Raw genomic sequence first — 13,056 nt, 5'->3', positions numbered from 1 at the left:
GCGTATTTTTGATAGTCAAGCCGCGTTTATCGTGACTTTACTGTCCTTCCAATACCGTTTCGCTTCTTGCTGCCAGAAACGCAAGCAAGTCTTCTTGCGTTAGCGCTTTGGAATACAGCCAGCCCTGCGCATACGCCACACCAAGGCTTCTCAGATAGGCTTCCTGAGCCGGAGTCTCAATCCCTTCAGCAACAATATGCAGATTAAGGCAGTGCGCCATGCTGACAATATGAGACAGCACGATATCAGTCGGTGAATGGTCACTAATATTCCCAACAAAGGACTTGTCGATTTTAAGCTTATTGGCTTTTACCCGCTCAAGATACGACAGCCCGGAATAGCCGGTACCAAAATCATCAATCGCAACATCAATGCCTTTTTGTTGATACAGCTCTACCATCGGCGCCGCTTTCTGGGGTTCAATCATCGATGATTCGGTTAATTCGACATTAACATTAGCACCGTCGAGTTCGTATATGGCAACCTGTTCCACGAGATAATTGAAAACATCAATATCTTCGAACTCCGCCGCTTCAAGATTGATAGAGACAAACATCTCAGGATAACGATGTCTCAGCACACTGGCCGTTTGTAGCGCCTCATTGATAACGAAAAACGTTAAGTCTTTCATTAGCCCAACCTGACGAATCATGGGAATGAAAGAATCCGGCGTAATCAGGCGTCCATCCGAATGACGCCAGCGTATCAGGGCTTCACACCCCACGACCTGAGCGGTATCCAGTTTAATAATCGGCTGATAATGTAATTCAAACTCTTTTTGCCTCAGCGCCTGATTGAAAACATAGCGCGGGCTTTGAATGACCAAGTATTTTCTGGTGATAATCTCTGACAACAGCAGGGAAATCAGCATAAAAACGGGCAGCACGGAGAAGAAAATCGTTAGGTAAAATGAAAGTTTCACGGGTTTATCCGCCCTGACCATCAAAGCCAGATCGCTATCCGGTAGGGGTTTCAGGACGTAATATTTATCGTCAATATAAAATCTATCGGGATTATTTCCCCCTGCGGTCAAACGGGAATAAATAGAGCTACTCATCGAATCCGACAGAATAACCCGACCGTCCAGCTTATTTTTCTCCAGTAATGCGTACCGGATATTATAGCTGTAGGAAGGCACATCCAGAAATGAGCGTGGATTCAACACCACAAGATGACGCGTGGCACCAACATAAATCATCGGTTTATTTTTATTCAGCGGACTTTCAACTTTATACCAGATGTTATAGATATCTTTATAACGAAAATCGGGTTCCGGAAGAAACATCGTATTAATTTCGTTCATCATCGAAGAACAGCGCGGCCGATTCCCATCGATATATACTACATCCTGAATATAATCATTGTCGTAAGCCACCTTTCGCAGTAAACCCAAATGAAAATTATCACAATAAGGTGGAAATCCTTCTTCTAAAATATCAAGTGCGGAGGTGGCCTGCTGAATAATTTTCCCGGCATGTTCAACCGTAACGTTAGAAAAATCATCCACTTCGTTTTCAAACTGTCTAAGCGAAAACGTTGAATAAACCGTAAGCACTAACGCAAAAAGCGCCACCAGAGTAAAAAACAGACTGGAGGATAATAAGAAAAAGCTTTTCTTAAAATAGAGCGTTTGAAAATAGGCTAGCAGGCTTTTTTTCATAGGAGCGACGCATCATTATTATGAAGAATCCAACATAGCACACAACCCTCCCCCAACAATGTATCGATATCTCAAATAATTCTGATTTTAAGACATCAGTAACCGTCGGGTTCCGCTGCGCCTCTCAGGCAAAGGCGACATCGCTATTTTCTCTTCTATTTGCTTTTCTATTTACCTTAAAAAACAGCCAGTTGCTTTCTATCACTTTTTTCTTATCGCTATCGCCCTGTGATTTAATTGTAATGAGAACCATTATCATATTAACATAGCGCCCTATTATTGACCGTCGATACGTTTTTTCTATTTCTGCCCATGATATCTGACCACGCCACGCCCTCTGCTAAACTGACGCTCGAATCGCTCTATGGTTCGCATCACGGCTGGCTGAAGCACTGGCTAACGGGCAAGCTGCAATCCTCTTTTGACGCCGATGATATTGCTCAGGACACTTTCCTGCGCGTGATGAACGGCGAGTCGCTGACCGCAATCCGCGATCCAAAATCCTTCCTGTGTACTGTTGCCAAGCGTGTGATGGTCGATCTCTTTCGCCGCAATGCGCTGGAGAAAGCCTATCTGGATCGGCTGGCGCTTGCGCCCTCACCAGAGATCCAGCAACAGCAGCTTGAGACGCTCCAGCAGGTGGATCTCATGCCCCCCAACTCTCGCGCCATCTGGCGCTGTTACCGCAGCAGCATCTGACGCCAGAGGGAATCACCGTGCGTGACATGGTGGCCTACGGACGCAGCCCTTGGCTATCAGTGTGGGGACGGTTATCGCCGGACGATCGCCAGCGCGTGCAGCTCGCAATGGAGAAGACGCACATCGTCGACCTTGCCGACAAACGGTTAACCGATTTATCCGGTGGACAGCGTCAGCGGGCGATGCTGCTGGCGCAGGATACGCCCGTCGTCCTGCTCGATGAGCCGACAACCTATCCTGATATCAATCATAAGGTCGAGTTAATGAAGCTGCTACGTGAACTGAATCAGGCGGGAAAAACGGTCGTGACCGTCCTGCACGATCTGAATCAGGCCAGCCGCTATTGCGATCATCTGGTGATGCTGGCAGGTGGACGCGTGATGGCGCAGGGCTCATCGCAGAAGGTAATGAAACCGGCGTTACTACAGCAGGTGTTCAGCATTGATGCGGAGATCCACGCCGAACCCGTATCAGGACAGTCAATGTGTATAGTGCGGTGATAGAGGGTCATGGTTTTTATCCAGCATTCGTGGGCATAACCATCTCATAAAAATATTTATGCCCCCTCAAAAATAGCCTTGTTAGCCGTGAGCCAGCAGAACCGCTACTCTGCCTGTGTGATATGGAACCAATACACATAACACCACTATGGCGATTAACTCAAACCATCAGGATTTAAGGAAGCGTGATATGGGATTAAAATTGCATCATCTTAATGATTCGCGGTCTGTTCGTATCCTCTGGCTGCTTGAAGAAGCAGGGATACCTTATGAGCTTGTCAGATATCAGCGGGATGAAAAAACGCATTTAGCTCCGGCCTCCTTAAGAGCGATCCACCCTTTAGGTAAATCACCGTTGATTGAAGAAGATGGAAAGATCATCGCAGAATCCGGCGCTATCGTGGAATACCTGATCAATCGCCACGCAAAACATCTGGCCCCGGATGCAAACGCGGCCGAATACATTGACTATCTGCAATGGATACACTTTGCGGAAAGCTCCGCCATGCTCCCAGTTTTATTGAAGATCTTTGGCGAGTTTGAAAAGAATACCGGCACCACGCTGAATTTCCTCGAAGGTTACGCTGACAACGAATTCGAGAAAGTCTTTTCATTCTTAGACAATTCGCTATCTTCACGGGAATTTATCGTGGGCGATACGCTGAGCGGCGCAGATATTATGCTAGGCTTTGTTATTAACACCGTCGTGGAGAGACTCGTTCCCGGCGAGCGCTTCCCGAATATTCAGCGCTACTCACAACGCCTGAAAAATCTGCCGAGCTGGCAAAAAATTCAGGCCATTGAATCACGCGCAGAATAAGGGATCAGCGCGAGGCATCATGCCATTGGGAATACTTGCGTACCGCCTCGCGCACTTCAGTAATAGTGGAAAAATCGGGTATGCATCCATATCAAAACCAACAACACGCTATTTTTCAAGGTAATGGCTCAGTTCCAATCGCGACTCATACATATTAATGCGTATAAAAAAGCAGGGCATGTCGCCGTATACATCAAATGCTATTGTATTTTTTTTGCTATGCCGAGTAGGATGATATGACAAAATAACTCAATGTATGGCAATAGTTTCCAGGGAGAACCTAGTGGATTATAAAGAGAAAGCACTTTGTAAAATACGGACAGTGACAACGTTTCTATCATTAAGTCACGATAAAGAAAGTTGGCAGACAGAAATTAATAAAGCCTCAAAATTTTTATCAGATTTAATGGCAGAGTTTCAACGTCACCACTACACGGTACAGTCCATTCGCATTGTTACCAATCCATTTGGGGAATATCTCAATCTAAGCAGTATAGAGAATGCCCGAGATGATTTACACTATATTAGCGAGTTATTGGCTCATAATAATCACTCAGGAGTAAGGGTACGATTTGCTATTGGTGAAGCAAAAACAACAAGAGAAATTGAGATACTGCCTGATCTCATCAATGAGTTTGGCGATTTATGTAATGCCTGTGTAAATATCCCCTTAGATGATTATGGTATTGTCGACGATGAGCTTATTAAAACTGCCGCTTCATGTGTAAAAAAAATCAGTATAATAACTCCTCGGGGTGAGGGAAACTTTAACTTTACAGTCAACTTCAATTGCAAGCCACTGATTCCTTACTTTCCGGCTGGATATCACAAAAAAGAATTAGGGGATTGCTTTGTTATTGGCCTTGAAACCCCAGACCTACTGGTTAATACATTAAAAACCTTCAATAAAGAGAAAAATATAAAAAATCATAATGAACTATTCAGTAGTTATTACACCATACTGAGTACAGCGCTTCAGTATCATATCTCAGCAATTAAAAATATTATTACACATGCAGAAATGGATTTTCCTTTTAAGTTTTCAGGCTTCGATAGTTCAGCAGCTCCCTCTAAAAATTGTGCCAGTATGGCAGAAGTCTATGAACAGATGGGGGTCGAATACTTTGGTGCATCAGGTACTGTTGAAGCATCAGGGCTATTAACCAAAGTATTTAAATCAGTAAAAGAGACAGAATTAGTGGGTTTTTCTGGATTAATGCTTGCATTAACCGAAGATCAGGGTTTAGCCGATGGCTCTGTGAAATCAAATTTTGATATTCGTGCATTGCTGACTTACAGCGCTGTTTGTGGAATTGGGTTGGATACTGTTCCTGTTCCCGGTGATGTATCTATTGATAAACTTTCTGCTTTAATGAGAGACACTGGGACGATGGCTTTTCGCCTAAATAAACCACTTACTGTTCGCGTTTTCCCTGTTCCTGGCATGCAGGCAGGTGATATAACCAACTTTGAAAGTGATGACTTATGTAATTGTGCGGTGTTGGCTGTACCATAACGTTATGCTCAAAATAATTCGAGTTTCAGGAAAAAAACGGCAAGGCGTTTTTGAACAGCGCTTGTGCTGATCCCAAAGGCTGAGGCCGTAAGGCCGAATAACGTGGCAAGAGAAGGTCAAATTCGTCGGGAACGAATTTGACCAGCCAACGACTGGCCTTCGGTGATAGACAGAATCTCTCTCATTTAATCACGATGAGCTCACTCAGGTCAGTGATTCGGGTGAGTGAATCTGAATGATATCGGCCGTACGATTATCTTCAGCATCAGTGATGCTCTGCTCATCGTGTTTATTTTTCTATAATAATCGCTGGGAATATATCGAAAAATCCTCCAAGCATCGGGTTTTAGTGTTAATTTTACGATGCTTATGGATCACATTCCTCCCAGTTCGTCTTTTATAAAAAACAAATATTCACACAAATAACAATCACGATAATTACTATATAAGCAACCATTTAAATCATACACATTGTACGATAACCGCTATTGACTCATTTATTAAAAAATGCAGAAATTACCCACCCATAAGGAAAAAGGATTTATGGGGCAGGATTATGGACAACATGAAGGAGTAAATAATGGCAAATTTGATCTACCTAAAGCTCACTGGCATCAAACAAGGTCTTATCTCTGCGGGCTGTTCAAGTGCAGACTCTATCGGAAAAATATCAGGCTTCTCATGAAGATGAAATTTTTGTTTATGAGTTAATGAGTCAGATAACGAGGCAAGATAACGTTTCTTTGTATCCCGTCGAAATAAGAAAGCCAATAGATAAAGCCACCCCACTTCTGGCTCAGGCATTAAGCGATAACGAAAAACTAACCTGTGAATTTCTGTTTTACAGAACGTCCCAATCCGGTGGCAACGAGCTCTACTTTAAAATGGTGCTAAGAGATGCAGTTATTACAGGTATACAATTTCATTATCCGAATTCATTAACACATAATGAGGTTCAACCTCATGAAAGCATTTCTTTTAAATTTGCATCAATCGAATGGGAGCATGTAGTAGCAAGAACCAGTTCTTACATTTTATGGGAAACAGTAAAATACTAACATCTGACAGTGAAATATTCTAAACATTGCTAATACCATTTAGAATATTTCACATATAAAAAAACAACAATAAACACCCATATAACGGTAAGATAGAATCCGCAGTTTGGAAAAAAACTAACAAAAAAAACACCACCTAAAACAATGGCGACAACAGGTACAAAATAAAAAAAGACTGACCTAACCATTCAACAATCCATTTCATTTTTTTAAAACCTGGTTTAGCAAATAAATGACATCATCTTCATTATAATAACCGGAGTTAGTCATGTATATTATTTTTGACATTTCAGGTTCAATTAAAAAATACAATGATTAGATTTTTTCATTATATAACTCCCAATAATACTCTGGCTCTATATTTTTTAATCTTCTTGCTGCCATCGCTGCTTTTTGCATTTTTCCATAAAAACTTCCCACCTGTACAACAGCCAGACTACCTTTATTAATAACTTTGGTATGTGAATCATTAAAATCTCTCGATGTTCTGACTATTTTAGCGATTACATAAGCAAGGGATAATTTGCTAAATTTAATGGAAGTGTGTTCAGCTATTTTTTTGCAACCTCCTGTAAAATACTATTTTGTTTTTCCTCGCTTATTCCCATTAGCTTTTTTTTGAAAAAAATCTCAACCATATCAAGAACAACATCATCTCTTAGATACACCTGCTTAACAGCAATAAGCATTCTGTAATCTTCTTTCCTTAACTGCCGACAAACATCTTTATAATCATCGAAAAGACAAGAACCATACCAACTTACTCTTTCTACTCCGGAATATAAGGTATCCGCAGTTTCCCTAAGATCCTGCTTAATTTCCACAAGTGCATTCTCAACTTTCAACGCAATAATTCGGTCTGCTTGCATTTTTTGTTTCAGATAAGCAATAGTCATCCCGTACCTCATAAAATTTGACTTTAAAATCCTTTTACTTAAAATGATACCTTATGTTGAGGAAAATAAGAAGAATGGATAAAGTGAAAAAAACAATTTTATTTTTAATAATTAACGTGATATATATCATATTTTTATTTGAGCTAGTATTTAAATACTTACCTGAAAAGATTTACTTATTTATTGCAAAGCTAACCAACCCATTTAACATAATGAATTCGTCTTTAGATTCATTACTTATCTTCCTTGTATTAATAGCACTACTTTTATCATGGCTGACAACTAAATTAATAGTAAAAAAACTTACACCTAGGTAAAATCATTCACTATCTATAATAAAAACTTAAATGCAATTAATTTTACAACCGTAATCATGTGTATACTATAATAATTACTCTCGACTTTTAAAACGCAAAAAAAAATAATTATAGAATAAAAAACACTGTTAAACTTGCAACTACATTTCCATATTTATAAAAATCATAAACAGAAAAAATAGGCTCATGAAGAAAGGAAGATACATTGCTTCCCAGCATAAACGTGCAACTATAAAAATATAGTCTGCAAAGGACTCCGCTTTCTTTGTTAGGGTATTAAATTTAAAATCATCGCTTTTGACATACACATAGTTATTTTTCAGACGAAGTAGCTCTCTGACAGTCAATCCTGATTTTAAGATTAGTGCTCTTTTATCCATCATCCATTCCCTTGGTTATCTGTTCTGCTAATCAGCTAAATTTTCGCCCTTTGGCCCAATTCCTGTTTGCGAAGCGCTTTACGGACAGATGACTTTAACGCGTTATCCAGGCTGAGACCTTCTCTTGCTACTGCAATCTTACCCTATGGTTGACTGCGCTATTGGGCAGAAATGTCACCCATTATAAGCTCAATAACATTGATTGTTCCCCGATTTGACTTAATCCTCACCTCACTGCCCTTATACCTTTTCCTGGCAAACTTGCGAGCAGCCTCGCGCGCCTGAGCAATAGAGGAAAAACCGCATACGCATCCCGGTCCCAGTCTGGTAACGTCGTCTGACGCCAAATAACGGCCACCAGTGGTAAGATAGCGCATTCGCGGGTGATGTTTTTCATCCGTCAGTCAGTATACTTCTGGCATTCCATTTCAATGCTCAGGTGATGGGCCATCAGCAAGGTTGACCATCACTGCGCCGTCACCTGAACGAACAAAAGCGTTAAGACTGAGTAAAATCAATATGAATGAAGCCACAGAGAAGGACTTCACTGCCCACACTCCCATGATGCAGCAGTATTTTAGGTTAAAGGCTGAACATCCGGAAATCCTGCTGTTTTACCGCATGGGCGATTTTTACGAGCTGTTCTATGACGATGCCAAGCGGGCTTCTCAACTGCTGGATATCTCGCTGACGAAGCGCGGTGCCTCCGCAGGGGAACCGATACCGATGGCGGGCGTTCCTCATCATGCCGTTGAAAACTACCTTGCCAGACTGGTGCAAATGGGCGAATCCGTCGCTATCTGCGAACAGGTTGGCGATCCCGCCACCAGCAAAGGTCCGGTAGAACGCAAAGTTGTACGTATCGTCACGCCAGGAACCATCAGTGACGAAGCGCTATTGCAGGAAAAGCAGGATAACCTGCTAGCCGCAATCTGGCAGGACGGTCGGGGGTTCGGTTATGCCACTCTGGATATCAGCTCAGGACGTTTCCGCGTGAGCGAACCAGACGATCGGGAAACCATGGCGGCTGAGTTACAGCGCACCAATCCGGCAGAGTTACTCTACCCCGAATCTTTCGAGTCCATGGATTTGATCGAAAATCGCCACGGGCTGCGCCGTCGTCCGCTGTGGGAGTTTGAACCGGATACCGCACGCCAGCAGCTTAACCTGCAATTTGGCACCCGCGATCTGACCGGTTTCGGCGTAGAGCAGGCCAAGCTCGCATTACGGGCCGCTGGCTGCCTGCTGCAATACGCAAAAGACACCCAGCGCACCTCGCTGCCGCATATCCGCGGGATTACCATGGAGCGCCAGCAGGACGGCATCATCATGGACGCAGCCACCCGCCGTAACCTTGAACTGACGCAGAATCTGTCCGGCGGCGTGGAGAATACGCTGGCCGCTGTACTGGACTGCACCGTGACGGCAATGGGCAGCCGAATGCTGAAGCGCTGGATTCATATGCCCAGCCGCGATATTGATGCGCTCACACAGCGCCAGCAGGCCATCAGCGCGTTGCAGGACATCACGCCCGATCTGCAACCCTATCTGCGACAGGTCGGCGATCTGGAACGTATTCTGGCACGACTCGCGTTGCGCACGGCACGCCCGCGCGATCTGGCTCGTATGCGCCACGCTTTCCAACAGTTCCCCGATATTCGTGAGCAGCTTGCGCCACTGGATACCGATTCCGTTCGTCGTCTGGTCAGCCTGATTGGGCAATTTGATGAGCTACGTGATTTACTGGAGCGCGCCGTTGTCGACGCGCCGCCCGTGCTGGTACGTGACGGCGGTGTCATCGCGCCGGGCTACCATGCAGAGCTGGATGAATGGCGCGCGCTGGCTGACGGTGCCAGCGATTATCTGGATCGTCTGGAAATTCGCGAGCGCGAAAAACTGGGGCTCGATACGCTAAAAGTCGGCTTCAATGGCGTACACGGCTATTACATTCAGGTCAGCCGTGGCCAAAGCCATCTGGTACCGATCCACTATGTCCGCCGCCAGACGCTAAAAAACGCCGAACGCTATATCATCCCTGAACTGAAAGAGTACGAAGACAAAGTTCTGACCTCGAAAGGCAAAGCGCTGGCGCTCGAAAAAGCACTCTATGATGAGCTTTTCGATCTGCTGTTACCTCATCTGGCCGAGCTTCAGCAAAGCGCCGCCGCATTGGCAGAATTGGACGTTCTGACGAATCTGGCCGAACGTGCCGATACGCTGAATTACGTCTGCCCGACGCTGAGCGATAAGCCCGGCATCAAAATCACGGGTGGTCGTCACCCCGTTGTCGAGCAGGTGCTTCGTGAGCCGTTTATTTCGAACCCCCTATCGCTAGCACCACAGCGTCGTATGCTGATTATCACCGGCCCCAACATGGGCGGGAAAAGTACCTATATGCGTCAGGCCGCACTGATTGTGCTGATGGCGCATATCGGCTGCTTTGTGCCTGCGGATCAGGCGGTCATTGGCCCCGTCGATCGTATTTTCACTCGTGTGGGTGCCGCCGACGATCTGGCTTCCGGCCGCTCTACCTTCATGGTGGAAATGACGGAAACAGCGAATATTCTGCACAATGCCACGGAAAACAGCCTGGTATTGATGGACGAAATCGGTCGCGGAACCTCAACCTATGACGGCCTGTCGCTGGCCTGGGCCTGTGCCGAAAATCTGGCGAACCGCATCAAAGCGATGACGCTGTTTGCAACGCACTACTTTGAACTGACCACTCTGCCGGAAAAAATGGAAGGCGTGGTGAACGTGCATTTAGATGCGCGCGAACACGGTGATACCATCGCCTTCATGCACAGCGTACAAGATGGCGCAGCCAGCAAAAGTTATGGCCTTGCCGTCGCCGCACTGGCTGGTGTACCGAAAGAAGTGATTAAGCGCGCGCGCCAGAAGCTGAAGGAGCTGGAAACGCTATCGAATAATGCGTCATCCAGCCATATCGATGGCGCGCAGCTAGCGCTGCTGAGTAATGACGAACCGTCACCGGCAATGGAAGCGCTGGAAGCCATCGATCCTGATGCGCTCACGCCGCGTCAGGCGTTGGATTGGCTTTATCAGCTAAAGAAAATGCTCTAACCCGTAATCGATACGAAAAAGGCACTGGAATCAGTGCCTTTTCTTTTTAACTTAACGCTGCGTTAGTCTATCTGTGTATCGCAGTTTGCTCGCGCGTTCATGCGGGCGTTATCGCTGCTGTTAGGAACCACCGCTTTCACCATCTGCCCTTCTTCCATTGATGGAATCACGGCAAAATGCGCGGTAAAGGAAACCAGCACCGGTTCACCTGCCGACGCCGTCGTACGAAGGTACAACCTTTCCAGCACGGCATTACTCGCCACCACAAACGTTTTCCCGGTTGCGCAGTCAGAGAACGTCGCTGCATCCGCCAGATAGCGGTACATGCCCTTCATCGACATCGGCGTATCCGGCAATGCCTGCTTGGTTGCCGTCAGTTGGCGAGGAAGCGAAGAATTGATGGGCAACCCTTCCCGATCCAGCATTTCAAGAGAGTTATCAACCGGGCGGAAGTAACGTTTTTCGCCCGCGCTATCCGTCAACACCAGCTTGTCCGCGGTACGTCGCCATTGCCCATAGGACGCGAACGTGTTGTTGCCCTCTCGTGTCGTTTGATACTGTTCACGAAGAACAAAAGTCCCGTCTTTTTCCAAAAACAGTGACGTATCTATCCCTCCGCAGTCCGCGCAGGGTAAAACGCCACGATAACTTTGTGCCATTGGTTTAAGGGGTTCTTCCTGAACTTGCGAGCGGGTATGACACCCGATCAACCCAGAAATCCCTGCAATCAACAGCACACCGATAGCCAGTTTTTTCATCATTATTTTCCTGCCGTCTCTGCCCTGTTTTTATCGTTCTTACTCAACGATCTGGAATATATCCAATCTGTTATCATCCCTGAGTCTGAGGAATTTTCCACTCAAAAAATGCTATTTCCAGACTATTCTTATCGTCAGACAACCAGATCGTGCCGTCCTGTATCGTTGCCTGCAATGACATCGTGCGTTGAACCAGTCCGGCAAGCTGAGCCAGCTGATTATCATCCAGAAAACGGATAGCCAGATTCTTGTACCCAGAGACCTTGCCCGATATCGCACTCCACCAAACCTGTGCCGCACGCTCGCTGTAGGCGTACAACACCACGGCACGGGACTGATTGCAGGCCTTCTTGAGCCGTTTTTCATCCGGCAGGCCTAGCTCAATCCACAGTTCCAGTTCCATCGTATCGTTACGCCGCCAGATTTCCGGCTCATCATCTGCGCTGAGTCCTTTGGTAAAACGCAGGTTTTCATCAGCATGGCAAATCCACGCTAAAAGCCGCAGCATCATACGCTGCTCGGTTTCAGACGGATGCTGCGCTATCGTCAGGTTCGCATCGTGAAAAAAATTCCGATCCATATCGGCAATATTGATTGTTGCTTTGTAAACCGTTGCTTTTAATGCCATCAGTAACCTCGTCTTTATTCCCTCCTAGTTTACTTGAGTTAGCGCCATCCTCACAGTAAAGGTGATATCTGCCACGTAACCGATAGATTAGGCCTCTAAGGACTACTGATATCCTGTTAGTGCCTATGCTATAGTCGGTTTGATAAATAGAGTTTATCTTCGTAGGCTTACAACATCGCGCACCGCAGCTAGTGATGATGCATGAATATCTACCGAGCTAAGCTTTTAAGGGAGGATATAGTGCAAGAATACTGTGAATTAGTACGTCGCTTATACGCAGAGATCGCCAGTGGCGATCTGGGCTATATACCCGATTCGCTGGGTTGTGTTTTAAAAACCCTGGATGGCATTGCCGCGAATGATGCGTTGCCATCCTCCGTCAGGGAACAGGCCGCTTTTGCCGCCGCTAACTTATTGGTGAGTGACTATGTCAATGAGTAATGAATATCAACCCATCAACTGTGATGATTACGACAGCCTGGAAGCCACCTGTCAGCAGAATTTGACGCTGACGCTGGAACTACGCAATGGTGAAGTTGTGACCGGTAAAGCCAGTGATATGATCTCACGTAAGCAGGTCGAATACCTGGTGATTGAAGCCTCAGGCACAACGCGCGAGCTACGTCTCGACCACATCGTCAGTTTCAGTCATCCTGAAATCGGGAAGGTCGTCGTCAGCGAATCCTGACAGACTTCTCCTTTCATTCAGCGGCAAACGCTGAACCCATGCTTCCCAAACG

The 13,056-nt window shown here is 45.6% G+C and carries 10 protein-coding genes and 4 pseudogenes; 8 read left to right on the top strand and 6 right to left on the bottom strand.

The genetic code is table 11. The features are described from left to right. Nucleotides 1-37: 37 nt before the first annotated feature. The gene (locus Q3A88_RS07965) at nt 38-1,660 is read right to left on the bottom strand and encodes an EAL domain-containing protein (protein WP_317177699.1); all 1,623 of its coding nucleotides are present in this window, start codon (nt 1,658-1,660) and stop codon (nt 38-40) included. A gap of 315 nt (nt 1,661-1,975) precedes the next feature. Between Q3A88_RS07965 and Q3A88_RS07960 the strand changes: the two are divergent. The 4 genes and pseudogenes from Q3A88_RS07960 to Q3A88_RS07945 form a co-directional block, all read left to right on the top strand. After that, a pseudogene (locus Q3A88_RS07960) lies at nt 1,976-2,311 on the top strand (sigma factor); the annotation flags it as partial. After that, nucleotides 2,308-2,859, top strand: a pseudogene (locus tag Q3A88_RS07955) (ATP-binding cassette domain-containing protein); the annotation flags it as partial. The pseudogenes Q3A88_RS07960 and Q3A88_RS07955, both read left to right, overlap by 4 nt. Nucleotides 2,860-3,049: 190 nt before the next feature. Beyond that, the gene (locus Q3A88_RS07950; RefSeq protein WP_110163589.1) at nt 3,050-3,679 is read left to right on the top strand and encodes a glutathione S-transferase family protein; all 630 of its coding nucleotides are present in this window, start codon (nt 3,050-3,052) and stop codon (nt 3,677-3,679) included. A gap of 283 nt (nt 3,680-3,962) precedes the next feature. Next, the gene (locus tag Q3A88_RS07945) at nt 3,963-5,195 is read left to right on the top strand and encodes a DUF711 family protein (RefSeq protein WP_317177698.1); all 1,233 of its coding nucleotides are present in this window, start codon (nt 3,963-3,965) and stop codon (nt 5,193-5,195) included. A 209-nt stretch (nt 5,196-5,404) separates the two neighbouring features. On the opposite strand, the pseudogene Q3A88_RS07940 reads toward Q3A88_RS07945, so the two are convergent. Continuing rightward, a pseudogene (locus tag Q3A88_RS07940) lies at nt 5,405-5,560 on the bottom strand (DUF4225 domain-containing protein); the annotation flags it as partial. Between the two features lie 215 nt (nt 5,561-5,775). Here Q3A88_RS07940 and Q3A88_RS07935 point away from each other — a divergent pair. After that, nucleotides 5,776-6,253: pseudogene (locus Q3A88_RS07935) on the top strand (Hcp family type VI secretion system effector). A 551-nt stretch (nt 6,254-6,804) separates the two neighbouring features. On the opposite strand, the gene Q3A88_RS07930 reads toward Q3A88_RS07935, so the two are convergent. Then, a complete protein-coding gene (locus Q3A88_RS07930) occupies nt 6,805-7,149 on the bottom strand; it encodes a hypothetical protein (RefSeq protein WP_317177697.1) in 345 nt (114 codons plus the stop codon). Nucleotides 7,150-7,606: 457 nt separating this feature from the next. Then, on the bottom strand, nt 7,607-7,849 hold the full coding sequence (locus Q3A88_RS07925) for a hypothetical protein (RefSeq protein ID WP_317177696.1): 243 nt from the start codon (nt 7,847-7,849) through the stop codon (nt 7,607-7,609). Nucleotides 7,850-8,365: 516 nt separating this feature from the next. On the opposite strand from Q3A88_RS07925, the gene mutS reads away from it, so the two are divergent. Further along, nucleotides 8,366-10,930 carry a DNA mismatch repair protein MutS gene (mutS, locus tag Q3A88_RS07920; RefSeq protein WP_317177695.1) on the top strand — a complete coding sequence of 855 codons (2,565 nt, stop codon included), beginning with the start codon at nt 8,366-8,368 and terminating at the stop codon, nt 10,928-10,930. Between the two features lie 62 nt (nt 10,931-10,992). Here the strand turns inward: mutS and nlpE are convergent, their stop codons facing one another. After that, the gene (nlpE, locus tag Q3A88_RS07915; protein WP_317177716.1) at nt 10,993-11,688 is read right to left on the bottom strand and encodes an envelope stress response activation lipoprotein NlpE; all 696 of its coding nucleotides are present in this window, start codon (nt 11,686-11,688) and stop codon (nt 10,993-10,995) included. A 73-nt stretch (nt 11,689-11,761) separates the two neighbouring features. After that, nucleotides 11,762-12,316 carry a YaeQ family protein gene (locus tag Q3A88_RS07910; RefSeq protein ID WP_317177694.1) on the bottom strand — a complete coding sequence of 185 codons (555 nt, stop codon included), beginning with the start codon at nt 12,314-12,316 and terminating at the stop codon, nt 11,762-11,764. 240 nt (nt 12,317-12,556) lie between these two features. On the opposite strand from Q3A88_RS07910, the gene Q3A88_RS07905 reads away from it, so the two are divergent. Beyond that, nucleotides 12,557-12,757: a YaeP family protein gene (locus Q3A88_RS07905; protein WP_010285748.1), complete on the top strand. Its 201-nt coding sequence runs from the start codon at nt 12,557-12,559 to the stop codon at nt 12,755-12,757. Next, on the top strand, nt 12,744-13,004 hold the full coding sequence (gene rof, locus Q3A88_RS07900; protein WP_029367608.1) for a Rho-binding antiterminator: 261 nt from the start codon (nt 12,744-12,746) through the stop codon (nt 13,002-13,004). Before Q3A88_RS07905 ends, rof begins: the two co-directional genes overlap by 14 nt. The last annotated feature ends 52 nt before the right edge of the window (nt 13,005-13,056 follow it).

Source organism: Pectobacterium sp. HCp5_1 (assembly GCF_032905925.1).
In the GTDB taxonomy this organism is placed as follows: domain Bacteria; phylum Pseudomonadota; class Gammaproteobacteria; order Enterobacterales; family Enterobacteriaceae; genus Pectobacterium; species Pectobacterium brasiliense_A.
This window is presented reverse-complemented; position numbering and strand designations above follow the sequence as displayed.

Bases quoted from the DNA above. Each gene is read 5' to 3' on its own strand.
- Q3A88_RS07965 (WP_317177699.1), bottom strand. From the start codon at position 1,660: ATGAAAAAAAGCCTGCTAGCCTATTTTCAAACGCTCTATTTTAAGAAA.
- Q3A88_RS07950 (WP_110163589.1), top strand. From the start codon at position 3,050: ATGGGATTAAAATTGCATCATCTTAATGATTCGCGGTCTGTTCGTATC.
- Q3A88_RS07930 (WP_317177697.1), bottom strand. From the start codon at position 7,149: ATGACTATTGCTTATCTGAAACAAAAAATGCAAGCAGACCGAATTATT.
- Q3A88_RS07925 (WP_317177696.1), bottom strand. From the start codon at position 7,849: ATGATGGATAAAAGAGCACTAATCTTAAAATCAGGATTGACTGTCAGA.
- mutS (WP_317177695.1), top strand. From the start codon at position 8,366: ATGAATGAAGCCACAGAGAAGGACTTCACTGCCCACACTCCCATGATG.
- nlpE (WP_317177716.1), bottom strand. From the start codon at position 11,688: ATGAAAAAACTGGCTATCGGTGTGCTGTTGATTGCAGGGATTTCTGGG.
- Q3A88_RS07910 (WP_317177694.1), bottom strand. From the start codon at position 12,316: ATGGCATTAAAAGCAACGGTTTACAAAGCAACAATCAATATTGCCGAT.
- rof (WP_029367608.1), top strand. From the start codon at position 12,744: ATGTCAATGAGTAATGAATATCAACCCATCAACTGTGATGATTACGAC.